Annotated in this window: 26 protein-coding genes; 22 read left to right on the forward strand and 4 right to left on the reverse strand. The window is 40.0% G+C overall.

Translation table 11 applies throughout. The annotated features are described in order from the left end of the window. The first annotated feature begins 20 nt into the window (after positions 1 to 20). From HT722_RS06450 to manA, 4 genes are all read left to right on the forward strand, one after another. Positions 21 to 368 carry a VOC family protein gene (locus HT722_RS06450; RefSeq protein WP_173278168.1) on the forward strand — a complete coding sequence of 116 codons (348 nt, stop codon included), beginning with the start codon at positions 21 to 23 and terminating at the stop codon, positions 366 to 368. A 283-nt stretch (positions 369 to 651) separates the two neighbouring features. Then, positions 652 to 819 carry a hypothetical protein gene (locus HT722_RS06455; RefSeq protein ID WP_173278170.1) on the forward strand — a complete coding sequence of 56 codons (168 nt, stop codon included), beginning with the start codon at positions 652 to 654 and terminating at the stop codon, positions 817 to 819. Between the two features lie 178 nt (positions 820 to 997). Further along, the gene (locus HT722_RS06460) at positions 998 to 1,258 is read left to right on the forward strand and encodes a SemiSWEET family transporter (protein ID WP_173278172.1); all 261 of its coding nucleotides are present in this window, start codon (positions 998 to 1,000) and stop codon (positions 1,256 to 1,258) included. 258 nt (positions 1,259 to 1,516) lie between these two features. Further along, on the forward strand, positions 1,517 to 2,461 hold the full coding sequence (gene manA, locus HT722_RS06465; protein ID WP_173278174.1) for a mannose-6-phosphate isomerase, class I: 945 nt from the start codon (positions 1,517 to 1,519) through the stop codon (positions 2,459 to 2,461). A 39-nt stretch (positions 2,462 to 2,500) separates the two neighbouring features. Here the strand turns inward: manA and HT722_RS06470 are convergent, their stop codons facing one another. Further along, entirely contained in the window at positions 2,501 to 3,841 is a 1,341-nt protein-coding gene (locus HT722_RS06470; RefSeq protein ID WP_173278177.1) for a sodium-dependent transporter, read from the reverse strand. A gap of 348 nt (positions 3,842 to 4,189) precedes the next feature. Between HT722_RS06470 and HT722_RS06475 the strand changes: the two genes are divergently transcribed. After that, complete coding sequence (locus tag HT722_RS06475; protein ID WP_173278179.1) at positions 4,190 to 4,930, forward strand: MerR family transcriptional regulator; 741 nt, start codon at positions 4,190 to 4,192, stop codon at positions 4,928 to 4,930. A gap of 41 nt (positions 4,931 to 4,971) precedes the next feature. Here the strand turns inward: HT722_RS06475 and HT722_RS06480 are convergent, their stop codons facing one another. Genes HT722_RS06480 through HT722_RS06490 form a run of 3 tightly spaced genes read right to left on the reverse strand, consistent with a single transcriptional unit; the run spans position 4,972 to position 7,618 of the window. Next, a complete protein-coding gene (locus HT722_RS06480; RefSeq protein WP_173278181.1) occupies positions 4,972 to 5,493 on the reverse strand; it encodes a DUF1697 domain-containing protein in 522 nt (173 codons plus the stop codon). A 48-nt stretch (positions 5,494 to 5,541) separates the two neighbouring features. Continuing rightward, positions 5,542 to 6,714, reverse strand: a complete 1,173-nt coding sequence (locus HT722_RS06485; RefSeq protein WP_173278183.1) for an NAD(P)/FAD-dependent oxidoreductase — start codon at positions 6,712 to 6,714, stop codon at positions 5,542 to 5,544. A gap of 58 nt (positions 6,715 to 6,772) precedes the next feature. Further along, positions 6,773 to 7,618, reverse strand: coding sequence for a DegV family protein (locus tag HT722_RS06490; RefSeq protein WP_173278185.1), 846 nt, complete (start codon positions 7,616 to 7,618; stop codon positions 6,773 to 6,775). Between the two features lie 124 nt (positions 7,619 to 7,742). Here HT722_RS06490 and HT722_RS06495 point away from each other — a divergent pair, with 124 nt between their 5' ends. The 17 genes from HT722_RS06495 (at position 7,743) to HT722_RS06575 (ending at position 24,227) form a co-directional block, all read left to right on the forward strand. Continuing rightward, positions 7,743 to 8,300 carry a TetR/AcrR family transcriptional regulator gene (locus HT722_RS06495; protein WP_000004136.1) on the forward strand — a complete coding sequence of 186 codons (558 nt, stop codon included), beginning with the start codon at positions 7,743 to 7,745 and terminating at the stop codon, positions 8,298 to 8,300. Positions 8,301 to 8,318: 18 nt separating this feature from the next. Continuing rightward, positions 8,319 to 8,786, forward strand: a complete 468-nt coding sequence (locus HT722_RS06500; protein WP_173278187.1) for a cytidine/deoxycytidylate deaminase family protein — start codon at positions 8,319 to 8,321, stop codon at positions 8,784 to 8,786. An 88-nt stretch (positions 8,787 to 8,874) separates the two neighbouring features. Further along, positions 8,875 to 9,504, forward strand: coding sequence for a uracil phosphoribosyltransferase (upp, locus tag HT722_RS06505; RefSeq protein ID WP_000515974.1), 630 nt, complete (start codon positions 8,875 to 8,877; stop codon positions 9,502 to 9,504). A gap of 173 nt (positions 9,505 to 9,677) precedes the next feature. Beyond that, entirely contained in the window at positions 9,678 to 10,268 is a 591-nt protein-coding gene (clpP, locus tag HT722_RS06510) for an ATP-dependent Clp protease proteolytic subunit ClpP (protein WP_000613475.1), read from the forward strand. Positions 10,269 to 10,346: 78 nt separating this feature from the next. After that, entirely contained in the window at positions 10,347 to 10,613 is a 267-nt protein-coding gene (locus HT722_RS06515) for a YlbG family protein (RefSeq protein ID WP_050223575.1), read from the forward strand. 83 nt (positions 10,614 to 10,696) lie between these two features. Further along, positions 10,697 to 11,857, forward strand: coding sequence for an ABC transporter substrate-binding protein (locus HT722_RS06520; protein WP_173278188.1), 1,161 nt, complete (start codon positions 10,697 to 10,699; stop codon positions 11,855 to 11,857). 266 nt (positions 11,858 to 12,123) lie between these two features. Next, complete coding sequence (locus HT722_RS06525; RefSeq protein WP_000941427.1) at positions 12,124 to 12,993, forward strand: branched-chain amino acid ABC transporter permease; 870 nt, start codon at positions 12,124 to 12,126, stop codon at positions 12,991 to 12,993. 3 nt (positions 12,994 to 12,996) lie between these two features. Further along, positions 12,997 to 13,953 carry a branched-chain amino acid ABC transporter permease gene (locus tag HT722_RS06530; protein ID WP_173278191.1) on the forward strand — a complete coding sequence of 319 codons (957 nt, stop codon included), beginning with the start codon at positions 12,997 to 12,999 and terminating at the stop codon, positions 13,951 to 13,953. Beyond that, positions 13,953 to 14,717, forward strand: a complete 765-nt coding sequence (locus HT722_RS06535) for an ABC transporter ATP-binding protein (RefSeq protein ID WP_001185995.1) — start codon at positions 13,953 to 13,955, stop codon at positions 14,715 to 14,717. Before HT722_RS06530 ends, HT722_RS06535 begins: the two co-directional genes overlap by 1 nt. Then, positions 14,717 to 15,427, forward strand: coding sequence for an ABC transporter ATP-binding protein (locus HT722_RS06540; protein ID WP_000062200.1), 711 nt, complete (start codon positions 14,717 to 14,719; stop codon positions 15,425 to 15,427). The genes HT722_RS06535 and HT722_RS06540 overlap by 1 nt, the downstream gene beginning before the upstream one ends. Before the next feature lie 252 nt (positions 15,428 to 15,679). Beyond that, positions 15,680 to 16,336 (forward strand): CBS domain-containing protein, encoded by a 657-nt coding sequence (locus tag HT722_RS06545; RefSeq protein WP_000268665.1) that lies wholly within the window; start codon positions 15,680 to 15,682, stop codon positions 16,334 to 16,336. Between the two features lie 122 nt (positions 16,337 to 16,458). After that, positions 16,459 to 17,554 (forward strand): peptide chain release factor 2 gene (gene prfB / locus HT722_RS06550; protein WP_100127798.1). Its coding sequence is split into 2 segments (ribosomal slippage): positions 16,459 to 16,530 and positions 16,532 to 17,554, totalling 1,095 coding nucleotides; the frame shifts between segments, so codons are not numbered across the junction. A 17-nt stretch (positions 17,555 to 17,571) separates the two neighbouring features. Further along, on the forward strand, positions 17,572 to 18,264 hold the full coding sequence (ftsE, locus tag HT722_RS06555; RefSeq protein ID WP_000022265.1) for a cell division ATP-binding protein FtsE: 693 nt from the start codon (positions 17,572 to 17,574) through the stop codon (positions 18,262 to 18,264). Then, a complete protein-coding gene (ftsX, locus tag HT722_RS06560; protein WP_172931928.1) occupies positions 18,257 to 19,183 on the forward strand; it encodes a permease-like cell division protein FtsX in 927 nt (308 codons plus the stop codon). The genes ftsE and ftsX overlap by 8 nt, the downstream gene beginning before the upstream one ends. Before the next feature lie 407 nt (positions 19,184 to 19,590). Beyond that, complete coding sequence (locus HT722_RS06565; protein WP_173278193.1) at positions 19,591 to 21,771, forward strand: PTS transporter subunit IIBC; 2,181 nt, start codon at positions 19,591 to 19,593, stop codon at positions 21,769 to 21,771. Between the two features lie 51 nt (positions 21,772 to 21,822). After that, positions 21,823 to 22,638: an endonuclease/exonuclease/phosphatase family protein gene (locus HT722_RS06570; RefSeq protein WP_173278195.1), complete on the forward strand. Its 816-nt coding sequence runs from the start codon at positions 21,823 to 21,825 to the stop codon at positions 22,636 to 22,638. Positions 22,639 to 22,883: 245 nt separating this feature from the next. Further along, the gene (locus HT722_RS06575) at positions 22,884 to 24,227 is read left to right on the forward strand and encodes a DEAD/DEAH box helicase (protein ID WP_173276663.1); all 1,344 of its coding nucleotides are present in this window, start codon (positions 22,884 to 22,886) and stop codon (positions 24,225 to 24,227) included. Positions 24,228 to 24,463 lie beyond the last annotated feature (236 nt).

The raw sequence follows: 24,463 nt of genomic DNA on the forward strand, positions 1-24,463 counted from the left end.
CTACAAATATTATAGAGCCAATGAATTTAAATCAATTAGATATTATCGTTTCAGATGTTCCCCAAGTCTGTGCTGACTTGGAGCGTATTTTGGATAAACAGGCAGATTATGCTGATGATGGTTTTGCTCAGTTTACGATTGGCAGTCACTGTCTGATGTTGTCTCAAAATCATTTGGTTCCTTTGGAAAATTTTCAGTCAGGAATCATTCTTCATATAGAGGTTGAGGATGTAGACCAGAACTACCAACGGTTGAAAGAACTTGGTATCCAGGTTTTAAACGGTCCAACTGTAACCGATTGGGGAACAGAATCCTTGCTTGTAAAAGGTCCTGCTGGTCTAGTGCTTGATTTTTATCGTATAAAATAAGGCTCTTAGTCATTTGACGTTAACCTTAGCTATTTTTAAAACAGAAATTGAGAATAGGAACTATTGAAAGATCGGAGCAATCCGGTCTTTTTTAATATAAATAAATTGCATATAAATAGTTGACAGCGTTTTCCTAAAATCTTATAATAAAAATATAACAGTAGAAAATGAAACTGATATGGAAAGGAGAAATATGATTAAACAGCTGTAGTAAGTGGATTTTCTTATTTCATTGGAAGTTGGGATTGAAATATCTCCATGAATAGATAGTAGGAGGAAAGAGATGCAAAAAAAGGATGTTTATCTAATCTGTGTGACCATGATTATCTGTTCAATTATTATAGGTTTGATTGTAGGAAATTTTATTTTGCACGGTCTTGAAGATATTGCTAACATCATTAACTACGGCTTGCTGATAATCAATCAAACTATCAATCAATCTATCCATTGATTGACAAGAGCTATTCATTTTTACATTTTATGGATCAAATAGATCGGAGCAATCCGGTCTGTTTCTTATTACAAGACTGTGATAGTTTACATTTTTATAATAAAAGTCTTAAAGTCTTGCTTATTTTTGTATTAAATTATAAAATAGAAAGTATAAAAGAATAAAAGAGGTTTTGAAAATGTCTGAAAAACAAATGAAAGTGTTGGGCTGGGTAGCGACCTTTATGTCTGTTATGATGTATGTGTCATATTTCCCACAAATCATGAATAATCTTGCAGGTCAAAAAAGCAACTTCATTCAGCCCCTAGTCGCAGCTATCAACTGTAGTCTCTGGGTTTACTATGGTCTTTTCAAGAAGGAAAGAGATATTCCACTTGCAGCTGCTAATGCACCAGGTATCGTTTTTGGTTTAGTAACGGCTATCACAGCTTTGATTTAAAAAGAAGACTGCTTTCAGTCTTTTTATTTTATGAAAATAGATGCTTCATTAAAGTAATTTTTGAATGAGAGTTGGGGGAAAAAGTCCAGTTACAGCTAGCTTTATGAGAGTCTTTTATGTTCGTCTCTATCAAAGAAAAAAGTATATCGTTACTATTTTTACAAAATCTTCTCCCTACTTTATAAGATGTTAAAAAGAGTTCAAATGGAACTCTTTTTTTGCTATAATGAAGGAAGAAAAATCAGACAGGAGATCAAGATGTCAGAACCATTATTTTTACAATCAGTTATGCAAGAAAAAATCTGGGGTGGAACCAAGCTACGTGATGAGTTTGGCTACGACATTCCAAGTGAAAAAATCGGAGAATACTGGGCCATCTCAGCCCATCCAAATGGCGTCTCTAAAGTTGCCATTGGTCGCTACGAGGGAATAGATCTAGCTACTTTATATGCAGAGCACCGTGAATTATTTGGCAATCGTCCAGAACCTGTATTTCCGCTTTTGACCAAAATCCTCGATGCCAACGACTGGCTCAGCGTCCAAGTTCACCCAGACGATGCTTATGGATTAGAGCATGAAGGCGAACTCGGAAAAACAGAGTGCTGGTACATCATTGCAGCGGATGAAGGTTCAGAGATTATCTACGGCCATAATGCCAAGTCAAAAGAAGAACTCCGCCAGCAAATCGAGGACAAGAACTGGGATGCCTTGCTGACAAAAGTACCAGTTAAAGCTGGAGATTTCTTCTATGTGCCAAGTGGCACCATGCATGCTATTGGTGCAGGTATTTTAATCCTTGAAACCCAGCAGTCTAGTGACACCACCTATCGCGTCTATGATTTTGACCGTAAGGATGACAAGGGCAACTTGCGTGAACTTCATCTTGAAAAATCCATCTATGTCTTGAACATTGGTGAGCCAGCAAATAGCCGTCCTGTGACTATCAAAGCAGATGATTTGCGTTCCACTCTCCTTGTATCCAATGATTTCTTTGCAGTTTACAAGTGGGAAATTACTGGAAAAGTTGACTTTGAAAAGACAGCTGACTACAGCTTATTGAGTGTCTTAGTTGGTCAAGGTCAGCTCACTGTTGATGGTAAAAACTATCCAATCCAAAAAGGTAGCAACTTTATCCTACCAAGTGATGTTGAATCTTGGATCTTGGAAGGGCAAGGTTTGGAATTGATTGTTAGCCATCCATAAAAAGAAAGGGCCTGAGTTCACTACTCAAGTCCTTTTTGATTACATAAACTGGGCGATAAAGACCACGATGATGATGATAGGAATGATAAAACGAAGAAGGAAGAGCCAGACTTGGAAAAGTCCTTGTTTCCAGGCTGTTTCATCGAGATGGAGTTCCTCCATTGCAAGAGCCTTTTTAAAGATATAGCCTGTAAAAAGTGAAAGGCAGAGAGCTCCAAATGGCATGAGGAGGTTGGAAACCAAGAAATCCATAGCGTCAAAGAAGGTCTTCCCAAAGATGTGAACGTCCGCCATGACGCCGTAAGATAGGGCTGAAGGAATTCCAAAGGCAAAGGTCAGAATCCCTAAAATGGCACTCCACATAGCACGCTTGCTGTTGTCCTGGTTGGTGATATTGCCCACATTGATTTCCAGCATAACGACGGAAGAAGTGACCGTCGCAAAGAGGAAGAGCAAGAGGAAGAGGATGTAGAAAATGGTTCCAAAAGGCATCTTGTCAAAGAGTTGAGGCAAGACGATAAAGAGCAGGCTCGGTCCCCCTTCAGACTGGATATTGAAGGCTGACATAGCAGGAAAAATGGCTAGACCTGCCATGATGGATACCGAGATATTCATGGCTACGATAGAAATCCCTGATTGGACTAGATTGGTTTTCTTGTCCAAGTAAGAAGCATAGGTCAGCATGGCTGTAACCCCTAGTGAGAGGGCGAAGAAAGATTGTCCCAGAGCATAGAGGAGACCAGCACTGGTCAGTTTTGAAAAATCTGGTTTGAGGAAGTAAAGAACCCCTTCCATGGCATTTGGCAAACTGAGAGAGCGTCCAATGATGACGACAAAGATGATAAAGAGCAGGGGCATCATGACCTTAGAAGCTCTTTCAATCCCTTTTTGAACCCCACGTGATACAATAAAGATATTCAATAAGATAAAGGCTGCTTGAGCTCCTAGGGCAATGGCTGGATTTGAAATGATTGAAGTAAATAACTGAGCATAGTCATTGGTAATGCCTAGGTGGAGAGCTTTACCGATAGCGATACCTAAATAAATGAAGACCCATCCTCCAATAACACTGTAGAAAGATAAGAGGATAAAGAGGGCAAAGGCACCAATCCAACCGATAAAGTTGTACTTACTATTCTTGCCTAGTTTTCCAAAGGTTTTGATAGCTGAGACACCAGCACTTCGGCCGAGAGCAAATTCAGCCAGCAATAGGGGGAAACCGATTAGAATAGTGGAGATGAGAAAGACCAGTAAAAAACCTCCTCCACCGTTAGCAGCAGTCATGTAGGGGAATTTCCAAACGGCACCAAGTCCGATGGCTGAACCAGCAGATGCTAGAATAAAGCCCAGTTTAGAACCCCATTGCGATTTTTCAGACATAGTTAAACTCCTAAAATTAGTGTTACAAAAGAAAAAGCTACTGCCCTTGACAACTAGCCTCATCAGTACTCAAAGTGAGCGTTTCTTTTGATCGATAGACTTGACTATCCTATCATGTTTTCTAAGGTCTGTCAAGAAAACCATTTTCATGTTATGATAAAGTAAAAAATTTCGCAAAAACGCTTGACTCTGACCTAAGGGGAGGGGTTATACTATCAATGTAATACTCTTCGAAAATCTCTTCAAACCACGTCAGTTTTATCTGCAACCTCAAAGCTGTGCTTTGAGCAACCTGCGGCTAGCTTCTTAGTTTGCTCTTTGATTTTCATTGAGTATAAGGAGGAAATCATGTACCATATAAAAGAAGCTGCGCAGCTTTCAGGTGTCTCTGTCAAGACCCTGCGCCACTACGATAAGATAGGACTTTTGGTTCCTTTAAAGTCGGAAAACGGCTATCGAATCTACAGTAAAGAGGATTTGGAACGTCTTCAGGTCATTCTTTATTACAAATATCTAGGTTTTTCTTTAGAAAAAATAGCAGAGCTATTAAAGAAAGAAAGGACAGATTTGTTGCCTCACTTGACCAGACAGTTGGACTATTTGACTCGAGAAAGGCAACATCTGGATACCTTGATTTCCACCTTGCAAAAAACCATTCAAGAACAAAAAGGAGAAAGAGAAATGAGCATTCAAGAGAAATTTGCTGGATTTAACTACCAAGACCATCAAAAATACCACCAAGAGGCGGTAGAGAAATATGGACAAGAAGTCATGGATCAAGCGCTAGAGCGCCAGAAAGGTCACGAAGACGAGGCTACGGCTGCCTTCAACCAAGTCTTTCAAACCTTGGCACAAAATCTTCAAGCTGGACTTCCTGTAACAGCAACCGAAAATCAAGAAGAAGCAGCCAAACTCTTGCAAGCTATTCGTACTTATGGATTTGACTGCTCCGTTGAAGTCTTCGGTCATATCGGTAAAGGATACGTTTATAACCCAGAGTTTAAGGAAAATATTGACAAATTTGGAACTGGAACAGCCCAGTACACATCAGATGTCATTGCTCACTATGTCCAAACTCATATAAAATAAAATCGGAGGAGTATTCTTCCGATTTTTACTAAATTCAAATACTACTTGCTTAATAATTTTTCTACCACATTTAGTTTTCGCATGGTCAAATTTACATTAAAAAGTTTTTCAAGATAGTTGGTATGGAGTTTCTTTTGTTTTGCAGTTCTAGGGAGATAGAGGTAAAGACAATGGTTACCGATACAAATTTCTTCTTCACCGTAATCAATTTTCAATTTTTCTAAAGGGAGACTTTGAATAGATTCTTGATAAAAAATCACGTGTATACGGTCATAAAGATAGTGTTCTCCAAAAGGGTTTTCTTGGACAATTTTTGTAAAATCACTTTTGTTCTTGATTATCATTTTTAAGTCGGCCCCAATATTTTCCTTTATCAGAGTATGAACACGTTCTCGTATTTCTTCGAGAGCTAAGTTACTTTCAAGAATGATATTTCCACTTTGAATATAGGTTCGAACTTGTTGAAAACCAGCTTCTGTCAAGATATCTACTAGATAAGACATTTTAGGGATAGCATTTTTTCCATTAGGAGTAACTCCCCTTAACAAGATAATATGTTGCAAAGGACTTCCTTTCTTTTGGGGTTGATTTAGCCATTGAATAATTTAGATTTAGAATGAATTTGATCCCGCCACCCAGCCAGTGCAGAGGGCAGAAGTGATGTTAAAGCCACCTGTGTGGGCGTTGATATCCAGTACCTCACCAGCAAAGTGGAGTCCAGGTACCAGCTTACTTTCCAGAGTTTTAGGATTGATTTCCTTAAGACTGACTCCCCCTTTGGTAACAAAGGATTTGGCAAGGGACATTTTTCCGGTCAGAGGGATTTTGAGGGACTTGATAGACTGGAGCAGTTGTTCGCGTTCCTTTTCAGTCAGTTGTTTGACTTTTTCTGGATAGCCTTGCACAAAAAATTCTGCCAAGCGTTCTGGAAGCAAAGTTTTTAAAGCGTTTTTCAAGGATTTTTCCCGGTTTTCTTCTAGAAATGTAGCCAAGTCCTTCTCAGAAAGTTGAGGCAAAACATCCAGTGAGAGAATTTCCCCACCCTTGACAAAGCTAGACATACGTAGGGCAGCAGGGCCTGACAAACCAAAGTGGGTAAAAAGCAAATCGTGAGTGATGACACGCTTGCCATAACTTAAAGTCACATCATCCAGAGAAATTCCCTGCAAGGCCTTGTGTGGAAAATCTGTCAATAAAGGACTTTCAGCAGCCTCAAGCTCGGTAATGGTATGTTTGAAATGACGAGCAATCTCGTGACCAAACCCAGTAGAACCAGTCGAAGGATAAGATTTTCCACCAGTTGTGACAATGAGTTTCTCACAAGTGAAGGTTTGATCCGCTGACTTAAGGACAAATTGGTCATCTACCTTTTTAACCGAAACAATCTCGGTTTGAGTAGCAATTTGACCACCTAGCTCAGTGATTTTCTTTTCCAAGGCCTCGATAATGGTACGAGACTTGTCACTAGCAGGAAAGACGCGTCCGTGGTCTTCGACCTTAAGTTTAACCCCATTTTCTGTAAAAAAGTTAATGATATCATGGTTATCAAACTGGGAGAAGACACTGTAGAGAAAGCGCCCATTTCCAGGGATGCCAGCTAGCAGGTCGTCCAAGCTACCATTGTTGGTTACATTGCAACGTCCCCCACCAGTCCCAGCTAATTTTTTTCCAAGTTTCCGATTTTTTTCGATGAGGAGGGTTTTCTGTCCATAAAAGCTACTGGAAATTGTAGCCATCATACCAGCAGGTCCCCCACCGATGACAATAGTATCAAAATGTTTCATAGCTCTATTGTACCACAAAAAAACAAGAGATGATGGTCACCTCTTGTCAAGAATGCAATTAATCAATTTCATATCCCATCAGCAAACCACCATCTTCTGCATAGAAACTGCAGAGACCAGAGGTTGGGAGAATTTTAATATCCGCCTGTGGGAAATTTTCACGGATTCGCTCTGAAAGCTGTTGGCAACATTTCTCGTTATTGCGTTGGGCCATGACAATACGACCACCAGCATATCCTGCTTTCACTAACTCCTCATAGGCTGCCTGAATCGATTTCTTTGGTCCTCTTGCTTTTTGTAGCAATTCGAGGGTTCCAGTTTCACTAGCTTCCCCGACCATACGGATGTTGAGAAGACCAACGACTGTACCGATAAGCTTGCTCAAACGGCCGTTCTTCACCAAGTTATCGACTTTAGCTAGGACAAAGAGCAACTTGATTTTTTCTTGATAGGCAGTGATAGCTTCAACCACTTCTTCAAAAGATAAGCCCTGGTCAATCAAGTCATTTAATTTTTCTACGAGCAAGTCAACTTCACCGCCAGCAGACAAACTATCAATTACATGAATCTTAGTATCAGGGTGGTCTTCCAGATAAATATTCTTGGCCAGTTGAGCACTATTGTGACTGCCAGAAAGAGTACCTGTGATGGTTACTAGGAAAATGTTTTTTGCTCCTTCAAATGCTCGCAAATAATCATCTGGGCTTGGACAAGCTGATTTTGAAGCTTCTGCAGTTGTATACATGGTTTCCATCATTTGGTCAATATCAAGACTGGCATCATCAACAAAGACCTGATCAGCTACTTGAATGGTTAAGGGAACACTCACAAAGGTCGTGTCAATAGCTGGTGTTGCTAACTGACGATAATCACAACCAGAGTCAGCAATAATCTTCCAAGTCATAGAAATTCTCCATCTTTGTCAGTTATACATTGACAAAGGTTCTGTCTTTTTTTACAATTATATCATGAAAACCCTTGAAACAAAAGCCTCATCCGTCTGTTGTGACAAGTAGAAAGAAAATGTTATGTCTGAACGTAGAATCTCTGAAAAGTCTCTTGAAAATCTCAGAAAATCAAACCAAGAATCCAATTTATTAACCAGAGAAGCCATTGAAACAGCTCTCTTGCAACTCTTGGAAAAAAAGGACTTGACCAAGATTAGTATTTCTGAATTGGTCAAACGTGCAGGCGTTTCGCGTGCGGCCTTTTACCGCAATTATGATTCCAAAGAGGAAATTTTAGAAAGTGTCTTTAAACGAACTGTCCACAATATTATGGAACAGTTGCATCATTATGATTTAAAGACAGACCTTTATCTGGTCTGGGTTCACCTTTTCCGAGAAGCAAGAAAGGAAGCCAGAGTGATTCAACTGGCCTTAGATTACCATCTGGAAAAAATCTTTGTCCAAGCCATGCAGGAATTTCTAGAAAAATACCATGGAAAATCAAAAGGTGTCAGCTCTTATCTTCATTCCTTTTGGAGTTCAGCCATCGTCTCTGTCCTCCTAAAATGGATCAAGGATGGCATGAAGGTACCTGCTGAAAAGATAGCGGATTTACGGTTACCATTTTTTAAAAAATAGAGAAAAAGGAGAAGAGATATGACTGAAAAAAGACTGGCCTGGGATGAGTATTTTGCAGCTCAAGCATTACTAATTGCCAATCGTTCCACTTGTAAACGTGCCAAAGTGGGCGCGATTTTGGTAAAAGATAATAAGGTTATTTCCACTGGATATAATGGTTCGGTGTCAGGTACCGAGCATTGTATTGACCACGAATGTCTGGTCATTGAAGGTCACTGTGTTCGCACCCTTCACGCTGAGGTCAATGCTATCCTTCAAGGTGCAGAACGTGGTGTTCCTAAAGGCTTTACAGCCTATGTAACCCATTTTCCTTGTCTCAACTGTACAAAACAATTGCTTCAGGTCGGTTGTAAGCGTGTGGTTTATATCAACCAGTACCTAATGGATGACTACGCCCAATACCTCTATCAAGAAAAGGGAACAGAATTGACTCAGTTACCACTTGAGACCGTACAGACAGCTCTTAAAGAGGCAGATCTAATGTAAAAATTATCAAAAATAAATGGTTTAGAAAGATTTTTAAACCGTTTTTTGGTATAATAAGAAGAATAAATTGAAAGAAGGAATTCCAAAAATGGGAAAAATTGAAGTTATTAATCATCCACTGATTCAACACAAATTGTCAATCTTGCGTCGTACAGATACTTCTACAAAAGCTTTCCGTGAGCTAGTAGATGAGATTGCAATGTTGATGGGGTATGAAGTACTTCGTGATCTTCCACTAGAAGATGTGGAAATCGAAACACCAATCACAAAAACAGTTCAAAAACAATTGGCAGGTAAGAAATTGGCCATCGTTCCAATCTTGCGTGCAGGTATCGGGATGGTTGATGGGCTCTTGAGCTTGGTTCCAGCTGCTAAAGTTGGTCACATCGGTATGTACCGTGATGAAGAAACGCTTCAACCAGTTGAGTACTTGGTGAAATTGCCTGAAGATATTGACCAACGTCAAATTTTTGTAGTAGACCCAATGTTGGCAACAGGTGGCTCAGCGATCTTGGCTGTTGATTCTCTTAAAAAACGTGGCGCATCAAATATCAAATTTGTTTGCCTTGTATCTGCTCCAGAAGGTGTTAAAGCCCTTCAAGAAGCTCATCCAGATGTAGAAATCTTTACAGCAGCCTTGGATGAACGTTTGAACGAACACGGTTATATCGTTCCAGGTCTTGGAGATGCTGGGGACCGCTTGTTCGGTACGAAATAAGATCGAAAAGAAGATTGACTTGGAAAAGAATTTCCTGTCGTGAAAGGGGGTTGAGTTTTTGTTTCTGTCTGATGAAAACAGAGCAAAAATTTGACCTTTTTTGACCAAGATATTATAATAGTCTTATCTTCAGTCATTTGACCAACAAAATTAAAACTCAAAAGGAGAAATAAATGATTCCTGTAGTTATTGAACAAACAAGCCGTGGAGAACGTTCCTACGATATTTACTCACGTCTTTTAAAAGACCGCATCATTATGCTGACTGGTCCAGTTGAAGACAATATGGCCAACTCTGTTATTGCCCAATTGCTTTTCTTGGATGCCCAAGATAGTACAAAGGATATTTACCTTTATGTCAATACACCAGGTGGTTCCGTTTCAGCTGGTTTGGCAATCGTTGACACCATGAACTTTATTAAGGCAGATGTCCAAACCATCGTTATGGGGATGGCTGCATCTATGGGTACAGTCATCGCATCAAGTGGAGCAAAAGGCAAACGCTTCATGCTTCCAAATGCTGAATACATGATCCACCAACCAATGGGTGGTACAGGTGGTGGTACTCAACAAACCGATATGGCGATTGCTGCAGAACACTTGCTTAAAACTCGTAACACCTTGGAAAAAATCTTGGCAGAAAATTCAGGTCAGTCAATCGAAAAAGTCCATGCGGATGCAGAACGCGATAACTGGATGAGTGCCCAAGAAACACTTGAATACGGCTTTATTGATGAAATCATGGCCAACAATTCATTGAACTAATGATGAAAGAAGGCAAACTCGACTGGGTTTGCTTTTTTTGGTATAATAGGGAGAGATTTCTTAGAAAGAGGATTTATCATGTTTGAAAAAGTCAATCGATCTGGCTTGATTATCTATCTTTACTATAATCGTGATGCCAAAAAACTGCAGGATTATGGAGATATTACCTATCATTCCAAGAAACATCGTTACTTACAACTCTATGTTCCAACTCAAGAAGTGGAGCAATTGGTCGGGCGCTTGAGCAAGGAAAAATTTATCAAAAAAGTCAGAGTTTGTCATATCCAAGAGCTGGAAACACCCTTTGTGGGCAACCTTTACCGAGAAGAAAACGTTATCAGATAAAAATTTAAAGAAAAGTGTTGACAATTTTCTGATAATTCGGTATATTCTTAACAGACTATTTAAGAAATAAGGAGACAAAAAAGATGAAGAAAAAATTTGCCCTATCGTTTGTGGCGCTTGCAAGTGTAGCACTTCTTGCAGCCTGTGGAGAAGTGAAGTCTGGAGCAGTCAACACTGCTGGTAACTCAGTAGAGGAAAAGACAATCAAAATCGGATTTAACTTCGAGGAAACTGGTGCCGTAGCAGCCTACGGAACATCTGAACAAAAAGGTGCCCAACTTGCTGTTGATGAAATCAATGCCGCAGGTGGTATCGATGGAAAACAAATCGAAGTAGTCGATAAAGATAACAAGTCTGAAACAGCAGAGGCTGCTTCAGTAACAACTAACCTTGTAACTCAATCTAAAGTATCAGCAATCGTAGGACCTGCGACATCTGGTGCAACTGCAGCTGCGGTAGCAAACGCTACAAAAGCAGGTGTTCCATTGATCTCACCAAGTGCGACGCAAGATGGATTGACTAAAGGTCAAGATTACCTCTTTATCGGAACTTTCCAAGATAGCTTCCAAGGAAAAATTATCTCAAACTATGTTTCTGAAAAATTGCAAGCTAAGAAAGTTGTTCTTTACACTGACAATGCCAGCGACTATGCTAAAGGTATTGCCAAAGCCTTCCGCGAATCCTACAAGGGTGAGATCGTTGCAGATGAAACTTTCGTAGCAGGTGACACAGACTTCCAAGCAGCCCTTACAAAAATGAAAGGGAAAGATTTTGATGCTATCATCGTTCCTGGTTACTACACTGAAGCTGGTAAAATTGTAAACCAAGCGCGTGGTATGGGAATTGACAAACCAATCGTTGGTGGTGATGGATTCAACGGTGAAGAGTTTGTACAACAAGCAACTGCTGAAAAAGCATCAAACATTTACTTTATCTCAGGCTTCTCAACTACTGTAGAAGTTTCAGCTAAAGCAAAAGCCTTCCTTGACGCATACCGTGCTAAGTACAATGAAGAGCCTTCAACATTTGCAGCCTTGGCTTATGACTCAGTTCACCTTGTAGCAAACGCAGCAAAAGGTGCTAAAAACTCAGGTGAAATCAAGGATAATCTTGCTAAAACAAAAGATTTTGAAGGTGTAACTGGTCAAACAAGCTTCGATGCAGACCACAACACAGTCAAAACTGCTTACATGATGACCATGAACAATGGTAAGGTTGAAGCAGCAGAAGTTGTAAAACCATAATAGAAAATGTTGAAATAGGGAATGAGCCTCGGACTCACTCCCTGTTTCGATGTTTAGTACTCTTCGAAAATCTCTTCAAACCGCGTCAATGTCGCCTTGGATTATATATGTGACTGACTTCGTCAGTCTTATCTACAACCTCAAAGCAGTGCTTTGAGCAACCTGCGGCTAGTTTTCTAGTTTGCTCTTTGATTTTCATTGAGTATAATAACCTATCAAAAAATGAGGGGAAACCCTCGGAATTATAAATAGAAAGAGTGAATTTTATGCTCCAACAACTAGTAAATGGTTTGATTCTAGGTAGTGTTTACGCGCTGTTAGCCCTAGGGTACACCATGGTTTACGGAATTATCAAGCTCATCAACTTCGCCCACGGTGATATTTATATGATGGGAGCCTTTATCGGTTATTTCTTGATTAATTCTTTCCAAATGAATTTCTTTGTAGCTCTTATTGTAGCGATGCTAGCGACAGCCATTCTTGGTGTCGTGATTGAATTTCTTGCTTACCGACCTTTGCGTCACTCTACTCGTATTGCTGTTTTGATTACAGCTATTGGGGTTTCTTTCCTATTGGAGTATGGGATGGTCTATCTGGTTGGTGCTAATACTCGTGCTTTCCCTCAAGCGATTCAAACAGTTCGCTATGATTTGGGACCAGTTAGCCTAACAAACGTGCAGTTAATGATCTTGGCCATTTCCTTGATTTTGATGATTTTGTTACAGGTTATTGTCCAAAAAACAAAGATGGGGAAAGCCATGCGTGCTGTATCTGTAGATAGCGATGCAGCGCAATTGATGGGAATCAACGTAAACCGTACTATCAGCTTTACCTTTGCTTTGGGTTCAGCTCTTGCGGGTGCTGCTGGTGTTCTGATTGCCCTCTACTATAACTCTCTTGAGCCTTTGATGGGGGTTACTCCAGGTCTTAAATCTTTCGTTGCCGCGGTACTTGGTGGTATCGGAATCATTCCTGGTGCGGCTCTTGGTGGCTTTGTCATTGGTCTATTGGAAACCTTTGCGACAGCCTTTGGGATGTCAGACTTCCGTGATGCCATTGTTTATGGAATCTTGTTGTTGATCTTGATTGTCCGCCCAGCTGGTATCCTTGGTAAAAATGTGAAAGAGAAGGTGTAAACGATGAAAGAAAATTTAAAAGTTAATATTCTATGGTTACTCCTTTTGTTAGCTGGCTATGGCTTGATTAGTGTACTGGTTTCAGTCGGAGTACTCAATCTATTCTATGTACAGATTTTACAACAAATCGGAATTAATATTATTCTGGCTGTTGGTCTCAACTTAATCGTTGGTTTTTCAGGTCAATTTTCACTTGGTCATGCTGGTTTCATGGCGATTGGTGCCTATGTAGCAGCTATTATTGGTTCTAAATCACCAACCTACGGTGCCTTCTTTGGAGCTATGCTGATAGGAGCTTTGCTTTCAGGAGCAGTTGCCTTACTTGTCGGAATTCCAACCTTACGCTTGAAGGGGGACTATCTTGCGGTAGCGACTCTTGGTGTTTCTGAAATTATCCGTATCTTTATCATCAATGGCGGAAGCCTTACAAATGGTGCGGCAGGTATCTTGGGAATTCCTAACTTTACAACTTGGCAAATGGTTTACTTCTTTGTCGTGATTACAACCATTGCAACCTTGAACTTCTTGCGTAGTCCAATTGGTCGTTCAACCCTCTCCGTTCGTGAGGATGAAATCGCTGCTGAGTCAGTTGGGGTTAATACGACTAAGATTAAAATCATCGCCTTTGTCTTTGGTGCTATTACTGCAAGTATTGCAGGGTCACTTCAGGCAGGATTTATCGGTTCAGTTGTACCGAAAGATTACACTTTCATCAACTCAATCAACGTTTTGATCATTGTTGTATTTGGAGGCCTTGGTTCAATTACAGGTGCCATTGTTTCGGCTATTGTTCTTGGAATTTTGAATATGCTTCTCCAAGATGTTGCTAGCGTTCGTATGATTATCTATGCTTTGGCCTTGGTATTGGTAATGATTTTCAGACCAGGTGGACTCCTTGGAACATGGGAATTGAGTCTATCACGTTTCTTTAAAAAATCTAAGAAGGAGGAACAAAACTAATGGCATTACTTGAAGTAAAACAGTTAACCAAACATTTTGGCGGTCTAACAGCTGTTGGAGATGTGACTCTTGAATTGAACGAAGGGGAATTGGTTGGACTCATCGGTCCAAACGGAGCTGGGAAAACCACTCTTTTCAACCTTTTGACCGGTGTTTATGAACCAAGTGAGGGAACAGTTACCCTTGATGGTCACCTTTTGAATGGAAAGGCACCTTATAAGATTGCTTCTTTGGGACTTGGACGTACATTCCAAAATATCCGTCTCTTTAAAGATTTAACAGTTTTAGACAATGTTTTGATTGCCTTTGGCAACCATCACAAACAACATGTTTTTGCTAGTTTCTTACGCTTACCAGCTTTTTACAAGAGTGAAAAAGAATTAAAAGCTAAAGCTTTGGAATTGCTGAAAATCTTTGATTTAGATGGTGATGCAGAAACTCTTGCTAAAAACCTTGCCTACGGACAACAACGTCGTTTGGAAATTGTTCGTGCCCTCGCTACGGAACCTAAAATTCTCTTTTTAGATGAACCAGCCGCAGGTATGAATCCGCAGGAAACAGCAGAATTAACTGAGTTAATTCGTCGTATCAAAGATGAATTTAAGATTACGATCATGCTGATTGAACACGATATGAATCTGGTCATGGAAGTAACAGAACGTATCTATGTACTTGAATATGGCCGTTTAATTGCTCAAGGAACTCCAGACGAAATTAAGACCAATAAACGCGTTATCGAAGCTTATTTAGGAGGTGAAGCCTAATGTCTATGTTAAAAGTTGATAATCTTTCTGTACATTACGGTATGATCCAAGCAGTCCGTGATGTAAGCTTTGAAGTGAATGAAGGAGAAGTTGTTTCCCTTATCGGTGCCAATGGTGCAGGTAAAACAACCATTCTCCGTACCTTGTCAGGTCTAGTTAGACCAAGCTCAGGAAAGATTGAATTTTTAGGTCAAGAAATCCAAAAAATGCCAGCTCAAAAAATCGTGGCAGGTGGTCTTTCACAAGTACCAGAAGGACGCCACGTCTTCCCTGGCTTGACTGTTATGGAAAATCTTGAAATGGGAGCTTTCTTAAAGAAAAATCGTGAAGAAAATCAAGCTAACTTGAAGAAGGTCTTTTCACGCTTCCCACGTCTTGAAGAACGCAAGAACCAGGATGCAGCCACTCTTTCAGGAGGGGAACAACAAATGCTTGCCATGGGACGTGCTCTTATGTCAACACCAAAACTTCTTCTTTTAGATGAACCATCAATGGGACTTGCCCCAATCTTTATCCAAGAGATTTTTGATATCATTCAAGATATCCAGAAGCAAGGAACAACTGTCCTCTTGATTGAACAAAATGCCAATAAAGCACTCGCAATCTCTGACCGAGGATATGTATTGGAAACAGGAAAAATCGTTCTATCAGGAACAGGAAAAGAACTCGCCTCATCAGAAGAAGTCAGAAAAGCATATCTAGGTGGCTAAACTAGTCTGGGAGACTAGTTTAGGTTGCAGATGGAGATTACGAAGTAATCATCATCTACATTAAAAGGTTAATTTCTAATAATTTAAAAAATCGAATGAAACGTATCTTACCTTCATTCAGAGAGCTCGATTTTAGAGCTCTTTTTGCTAGCTTATTCATACTTTTCTGAATTTTGAAAAAGAAATGTAAGCGTTTGATAGATTTACAAAAAGATTGTATAATAGGGATAAGAATAGAAAAGGAGAAGTCTCATGGCAGTTAAAGATTTTATGACCCGCAAGGTAGTGTACATTAGTCCAGATACAACAGTATCTCATGCAGCAGATTTGATGAGAGAGCAAGGGTTGCACCGCTTGCCTGTTATCGAAAATGATCAATTGGTTGGTTTGGTAACTGAGGGAACCATTGCGCAAGCTAGTCCATCAAAAGCAACCAGTCTTTCTATCTATGAGATGAATTATCTTCTAAATAAGACAAAAGTAAAAGATGTCATGATTCGCGATGTTGTCACTGTTTCAGGCTATGCGAGTCTAGAGGATGCAACTTATTTGATGTTGAAAAACAAGATTGGTATTCTTCCTGTCGTAGATAATCATCAAGTATACGGAGTTATTACGGACCGTGACGTTTTCCAAGCCTTTCTTGAAATTGCTGGTTATGGTGAAGAAGGAATTCGTGTGCGCTTTGTTACAGAAGATGAAGTCGGTGTCCTTGGTAAGATTGTTTCTCTAATCGTTGAAGAAAATTTGAATATCTCCCATACAGTCAATATTCCGCGTAAGGATGGTAAGGTCATTATCGAAGTGCAAATCGATGGATCAATTGATTTACCAGCCTTGAAAGAAAAATTTGAAGCAAATGGTATTCAAGTGGAAGAAATCACTCGCACTTCAGCAAAAGTCTTGTAAGAAGGGAAGCCCAAAGGCTTCTTTTTTCATAGGTTCTTTTTTCATAAAAAAGGGATTATAGCAAAAGATGGAAAGAAATGATAAAATATGCTATAATGAAATGATGTAAAAAAGGAGTATTTATGGACATTTCAGTAATCCGTCAGAAAATTGACGCAAATCGTGAAAAATTAGCTTCTTTCAGGGGGTCTCTTTGACCTAGAAGGTCTAGAGGAAGAGATTGCCATCTTGGAAAATAAGATGACAGAACCTGATTTTTGGAACGATAATATCGCGGCCCAAAAAACGTCGCAAGAATTAAATGAATTAAAAAACACCTACAACACCTTCCACAAAATGGAAGAATTGCAGGATGAAGTCGAAATTTTATTAGACTTTTTAGCAGAAGACGAGTCGGTTCAAGAAGAACTGGTAGAGCAGTTAGCCGAACTTGATAAGATGATGACCAGCTATGAGATGACGCTTCTCTTGTCGGAACCTTATGACCACAACAATGCCATCTTGGAAATCCATCCAGGTTCTGGTGGTACAGAGGCTCAGGACTGGGGTGATATGTTGCTGCGTATGTATACTCGCTATGGCAATGCCAAAGGCTTTAAAGTGGAAGTATTGGATTACCAAGCAGGGGATGAAGCTGGTATCAAGTCAGTGACCTTATCATTTGAAGGGCCTAATGCCTATGGTCTTCTCAAGTCAGAAATGGGAGTTCACCGTTTGGTGCGAATTTCGCCGTTTGACTCTGCTAAACGTCGCCATACCTCTTTCACATCTGTAGAAGTGATGCCTGAGTTGGACGATACCATTGAAGTGGAAATCAGGGAAGATGACATCAAGATGGATACCTTCCGTTCAGGTGGTGCCGGTGGACAAAACGTCAACAAGGTTTCAACAGGTGTACGTTTAACCCACATTCCAACTGGAATTGTTGTCCAATCAACAGTGGATCGGACCCAGTATGGAAATAGAGATCGAGCTATGAAGATGTTGCAGGCTAAGCTCTATCAAATGGAGCAAGAGAAGAAAGCTGCGGAGGTAGATTCCCTCAAGGGTGAGAAAAAAGAAATCACATGGGGAAGCCAAATCCGTTCTTATGTCTTCACACCTTATACTATGGTAAAAGATCACCGAACTAGCTTTGAGGTTGCTCAGGTAGATAAGGTTATGGATGGGGACCTAGATGGTTTTATCGATGCCTATCTCAAGTGGCGAATTAGCTAATATAGAAAGGAAGTCACATGTCAATCATTGAAATGAGAGATGTCGTCAAAAAATACGACAACGGAACGACTGCTCTACGCGGTGTTTCGGTCAGTGTTCAACCAGGGGAATTTGCTTACATTGTAGGACCTTCAGGAGCAGGGAAGTCAACCTTCATTCGTTCTCTATATCGTGAAGTAAAAATCGATAAAGGAAGCCTATCAGTTGCTGGTTTTAATCTGGTTAAGATTAAAAAGAAAGATGTTCCACTTCTACGTCGTAGTGTTGGGGTTGTCTTCCAGGATTATAAACTCTTGCCAAAGAAAACGGTCTATGAAAATATTGCTTACGCTATGGAAGTAATCGGGGAAAATCGCCGTAATATCAAAAAACGTGTGATGGAAGTTTTAGACTTGGTTGGCTTGAAGCACAAGGTTCGTTCTTTCCCCAATGAGCTCTCAGGTGGAGAGCAACAGCGGATTGCGATTGCACGTGCCATTGTAAATAATCCCAAAGTATTGATAGCCGATGAACCAACAGGAAACTTGGATCCTGATAATTCATGGGAAATTATGAATCTCTTGGAACGGATTAACCTACAAGGGACAACTATTTTGATGGCGACTCATAATAGCCAGATTGTAAATACCTTGCGCCACCGTGTCATTGCCATTGAAAATGGCCGTGTCGTTCGTGACGAATCAAAAGGAGAGTATGGATACGATGATTAGTAGATTTTTTCGCCATTTATTTGAAGCCTTAAAAAGTTTGAAACGAAATGGTTGGATGACAGTAGCTGCTGTCAGTTCAGTCATGATTACTTTGACCTTGGTGGCAATATTTGCTTCTGTTATTTTCAATACAGCGAAACTAGCTACAGATATTGAAAATAATGTCCGTGTAGTAGTTTATATCCGAAAGGATGTGGAAGATAACAGTCAGACAATTGAAAAAGAAGGTCAAACTGTTACAAATAATGACTACCACAAGGTATATGATTCTTTGAAGAACATGTCTACTGTTAAGAGTGTTACCTTTTCAAGTAAAGAAGAACAATATGAAAAGTTAACCGAGACAATGGGAGATAACTGGAAAATCTTTGAAGGAGATGCCAATCCTCTCTATGATGCCTATATTGTAGAGGCAAATACTCCAAATGATGTAAAAACTATAGCCGAAGGTGCTAAAAAAATTGAAGGTGTCTCTGAGGTTCAAGATGGCGGTGCCAATACAGAAAGACTCTTCAAGTTAGCCTCATTTATCCGTGTTTGGGGACTAGGGATTGCAGCTTTGTTAATTTTTGTCGCAGTTTTCTTGATTTCAAATACCATTCGTATTACCATTATTTCCCGCAGTCGCGAAATTCAAATCATGCGCTTGGTCGGAGCTAAAAACAGTTATATCCGTGGACCGTTCTTGTTAGAAGGAGCCTTTATCGGTTTATTGGGAGCTATCGCACCATCTGTTTTAGTCTTTATTGTTTATCAAATGGTTTACCAATCTGTCAATAAATCGTTGGTAGGACAAAATCTATCCATGATTAGTCCAGATTTATTTAGTCCGTTGATGATTGCCCTACTATTTGTGATTGGAATTTTTATTGGTTCACTGGGGTCAGGAATTTCCATGCGCCGATTCTTGAAGATTTAGGTAAAATAATTACTTTTATGAGGAGATTGCAAAATCTCCTTTTTTGCTACAAAAATTTTAGAAAAGGGACTTCTAATACTCAATGAAAATCAAAGAGCAAACTAGGTAGCTCGCCACAGGATGCTCAAAATACTGTTTTGAGGTTGTAGAAAGTCAGTCACATATATACGGTAAGACGACGCTGACGTGGTTTGAAGAGGTTTTCGAAGAGTATCAAGAAGTCGCTCAGAGAAGACTTCTTGATGGCTAATTTGAACTTGAAATTTGGCACTAGAAAATTTTTTGAAAAAAGTGTAATTTTTTTTGTAAAAGCCTTTACAAAAAAAATTAAAGTGGTATAATTAAATCATAAAAGGTGCAAACGTTTTCGTAAAACGTTTGCCTAAATAAAAATAAAGGAGATTTGAATGATGAAAGATACATTCAAAAATGTCTTGTCTTTCGAATTTTGGCAAAAATTCGGTAAGGCTTTGATGGTGGTTATCGCGGTTATGCCGGCTGCTGGTTTGATGATTTCAATCGGTAAGTCTATCGTGATGATTAACCCTAACTTTGCTCCACTCGTTATTACTGGTGGTGTCTTAGAGCAAATCGGTTGGGGGGTTATCGGTAACCTTCATATTTTGTTTGCCCTAGCCATTGGAGGAAGCTGGGCTAAAGAACGTGCTGGTGGTGCTTTCGCCGCTGGTCTTGCTTTCATCTTGATTAACCGTATCACTGGTACAATCTTTGGTGTATCAGGCGATATGTTGAAAAATCCAGATGCTATGGTAACTACTTTCTTTGGTGGTTCAATCAAAGTTGCTGATTACTTTATCAGTGTTCTTGAAGCTCCAGCCTTGAACATGGGTGTATTCGTAGGGATTATCTCAGGTTTTGTAGGGGCAACTGCTTACAACAAATACTACAACTTCCGTAAACTTCCTGATGCACTTTCATTCTTCAACGGGAAACGTTTCGTACCATTTGTAGTTATCCTTCGTTCAGCAATCGCTGCAATTCTACTTGCTGCCTTCTGGCCAGTAGTTCAAACAGGTATCAATAGCTTTGGTATCTGGATTGCCAACTCACAAGAAACTGCTCCAATCCTTGCACCATTCTTGTATGGTACATTGGAACGTTTGCTCTTGCCATTTGGTCTTCACCACATGTTGACTATCCCAATGAACTATACAGCTCTTGGTGGTACTTATGACATTTTAACTGGTGCAGCTAAAGGTACTCAAGTATTTGGTCAAGACCCACTATGGCTTGCATGGGTAACAGACCTTGTTAACCTTAAAGGTACAGATGCAAGTCACTACCAACAATTGTTAGATACTGTTCACCCAGCTCGTTTCAAAGTTGGACAAATGATCGGTTCATTCGGTATCTTGATGGGTGTGGTTGTGGCTATCTACCGTAATGTCGATGCTGATAAGAAACATCAATATAAAGGTATGATGATTGCGACAGCTCTTGCAACATTCTTGACAGGGGTTACTGAACCAATCGAATACATGTTCATGTTTGTAGCAACACCTATGTATCTTGTTTACTCACTTGTTCAAGGTGCTGCCTTCGCTATGGCTGACGTAGTAAACCTACGTGTCCACTCATTCGGTTCAATTGAATTCTTGACTCGTACACCACTAGCAATTAATGCTGGTATTGGTATGGATCTCGTTAACTTTATCTGGGTAACTGTTCTCTTTGCTGTAATCATGTACTTTATCGCAAACTTCATGATTCAAAAATTCAACTACGCAACTCCAGGGCGTAACGGAAACTACGAAACTGCTGAAGGTTCAGAAGAATCTAGCAGCGAAGTGAAAGTTGCAGCAGGCTCTCAAGCTGTAAACATTATCAACCTTCTTGGTGGACGTGCAAACATCGTTGATGTTGACGCATGTATGACTCGTCTTCGTGTAACTGTTAAAGATGCAGATAAAGTAGGAAATGCAGAGCAATGGAAAGCAGAAGGAGCTATGGGTCTTGTCATGAAAGGACAAGGGGTTCAAGCTATCTACGGTCCAAAAGCAGACGTATTGAAATCTGATATCCAAGATATCCTTGATTCAGGTGAAATCATTCCTGAAACTCTTCCAAGCCAAATGACTGAAGCACAACAAAACACTGTTCACTTCAAAGGTCTTACTGAGGAAGTTTACTCAGTAGCAGACGGTCAAGTTATTGCTTTGGAACAAGTAAAAGATCCAGTATTTGCTCAAAAAATGATGGGTGATGGATTTGCAGTAGAACCTGCAAATGGAAACATTGTATCTCCAGTTTCAGGTACTGTATCAAGCATCTTCCCAACAAAACATGCTCTTGGTATTGTGACTGAAGCAGGTCTTGAAGTATTGGTTCACATTGGTTTGGACACAGTAAGTCTTGAAGGTAAACCATTTACAGTTCATGTTGCTGAAGGACAAAAAGTTGCAGCAGGAGATCTTCTTGTCACAGCTGACTTGGATGCTATCCGTGCAGCAGGACGTGAAACTTCAACAGTAGTTGTCTTCACAAATGGTGATGCAATTAAATCAGTTAAATTAGAAAAAACAGGTTCTCTTGCAGCTAAAACAGCAGTTGCTAAAGTAGAATTGTAATATACTTGAGGTTGGAAGCTGTATTCCAACCTCTTATTTTGGGAGAAAAGCATGAAATTTTTAACACTCAATACTCACAGTTGGATGGAAAAAGAAGCTGAGGAAAAATTCCAGATTTTGCTTGAGGATATTCTTGAAAAGGACTATGATTTGATTTGTTTCCAAGAAATCAATCAGGAAATCACCTCTCCAGAGGTGGAGATTAATGACCTTTATCAAGCTTTGCCAGCAGCTGAGCCTATTCACCAAGATCACTATGTTAGACTCTTGGTTGAAAAGTTGTCTGAGCAAGGGAAAAATTACTACTGGACTTGGGCCTATAACCATATCGGTTATGATCGCTACCATGAAGGTGTAGCTATCTTGTCTAAAACATCTATTGAACCCAGAGAAATTTTAGTTTCAGATGTGGATGATCCAACAGACTATCATACTCGCCGTGTTGCCTTGGCTGAAACTGTAGTTGATGGTCAGGATCTTGCAGTTGCAAGTGTCCACCTTTCTTGGTGGGATAAAGGTTTCCAAGAAGAATGGGCACGATTTGAGGCTGTCTTGAAAGAATTGAACAAGCCGCTTTTGCTAGCTGGAGATTTCAACAATCCGGCTGGACAGGAAGGCTACCAAGCTATTTTAGCTAGTCCATTAGACTTACAAGACGCATTTGAAGTTGCTCAAGAGAAAAGCGGTAACTATACTGTTCCACCAGAAATTGATGGCTGGAAGGGGAATACAGAACCCCTTCGAATCGACTATGTTTTTACTAGCAAGGAGTTAGCGGTAGAAAATTTACATGTCGTATTTGATGGCAACAATAGTCCGCAAGTGAGTGATCACTATGGCTTGAATACTATTTTAAACTGGAAATAATGACTGATACTCTTCGAAAATCTCTTCAAACCACGTCAACGTCGCCTTGCCGTACTCAAGTACAGCCTGCGGCTAGTTTCCTAGTTTGCTCTTTGATTTTCATTGAGTATGAAAAGAGGTTGGAATTCTCAAATTCCAGCCTTTTTCTGACTAGAAAAGTTACTGGAAATAGCCTAAATAAGTGGGATTACTGAAATGGAATAAAATGTGGTATAATTGATAGGATAGATAGAATCGAGGATATTATGTCATTTACGAAATTTCAATTTAAAAACTATATTAGAGAAGCCTTGGAGGAGCTGAAATTTACAACTCCAACAGAGGTGCAAGATAAGTTGATTCCTATTGTTTTGGCAGGTCGTGACCTAGTCGGTGAATCAAAAACAGGTTCAGGTAAGACTCACACTTTCTTGTTACCGATTTTCCAGCAACTAGATGAAGCCAGCGATAGTGTACAAGCAGTGATTACTGCACCGAGTCGTGAGTTGGCTACTCAAATTTACCAAGCAGCCCGTCAGATTGCTGCCCACTCAGATGTCGAAGTTCGTGTGGTTAATTATGTGGGTGGTACGGATAAGGCTCGCCAGATTGAGAAATTGGCAAGCAATCAGCCTCATATTGTTATTGGAACGCCAGGCCGTATTTATGACTTAGTTAAGTCTGGTGACCTAGCTATTCACAAGGCTAAGACCTTTGTGGTCGATGAGGCAGACATGACCTTGGATATGGGATTCTTAGAAACTGTTGATAAGATTGCTGGAAGCCTTCCAAAAGACCTGCAATTCATGGTCTTCTCAGCGACTATTCCACAAAAACTGCAACCATTCTTGAAAAAATACTTATCAAATCCTGTCATGGAGAAAATCAAGACCAAAACGGTCATTTCTGATACCATTGATAATTGGTTGATTTCTACTAAGGGACGTGACAAGAATGCTCAAATTTACCAGTTGACTCAGTTGATGCAACCCTATTTGGCAATGATTTTTGTTAACACTAAAACGCGTGCTGATGAATTACATTCATATCTGACTGCTCAAGGCTTGAAGGTGGCAAAAATTCATGGGGATATTGCCCCTCGTGAGCGCAAGCGTATCATGAATCAAGTGAAAAATCTGGATTTTGAGTATATTGTCGCAACAGATTTGGCAGCGCGTGGAATTGACATTGAAGGTGTTAGTCATGTCATCAATGATGCCATTCCACAAGATTTATCCTTCTTTGTGCACCGTGTTGGTCGAACTGGACGAAACGGCCTACCAGGTACAGCTATTACCCTTTACCAGCCAAGTGATGACTCGGATATCCGTGAGTTGGAGAAATTAGGAATTAAATTTACTCCGAAGATGGTCAAAGACGGGGAATTTCAAGATACTTATGACCGTGATCGTCGTGCCAACCGTGAGAAAAAACAAGATAAACTTGATATCGAAATGATTGGTTTGGTTAAAAAGAAAAAGAAAAAAGTCAAACCAGGTTATAAGAAAAAAATTAAATGGGCGGTTGATGAAAAACGTCGCAAAACCAAGCGTGCTGAAAATCGCGCTCGCGGTCGTGCAGAGCGTAAAGCAAAACGCCAAACATTTTAATAGCAATTGTTGGAGTGTTGAGCTCCAACTTTTTAATTATGTGACTTTCAGTCCGTCTCGCTCCGTTAGGTGCGAGACAAAAAAACCACTCGCTATGCGGGTGCGCGTCGAAGGTTATACCAAAAAACTCCGAACGCGATACAATAAAGGTGTTCAAGCCAATTGTAAAGCGAAAGGAGAAAAATATGGCACAAAAGGTTCATAGTTTATCGTACACAAAGTAGTTTATCACATTC

The organism is Streptococcus sp. 53, assembly GCF_013276565.1.
Taxonomy (GTDB): Bacteria; Bacillota; Bacilli; order Lactobacillales; family Streptococcaceae; genus Streptococcus.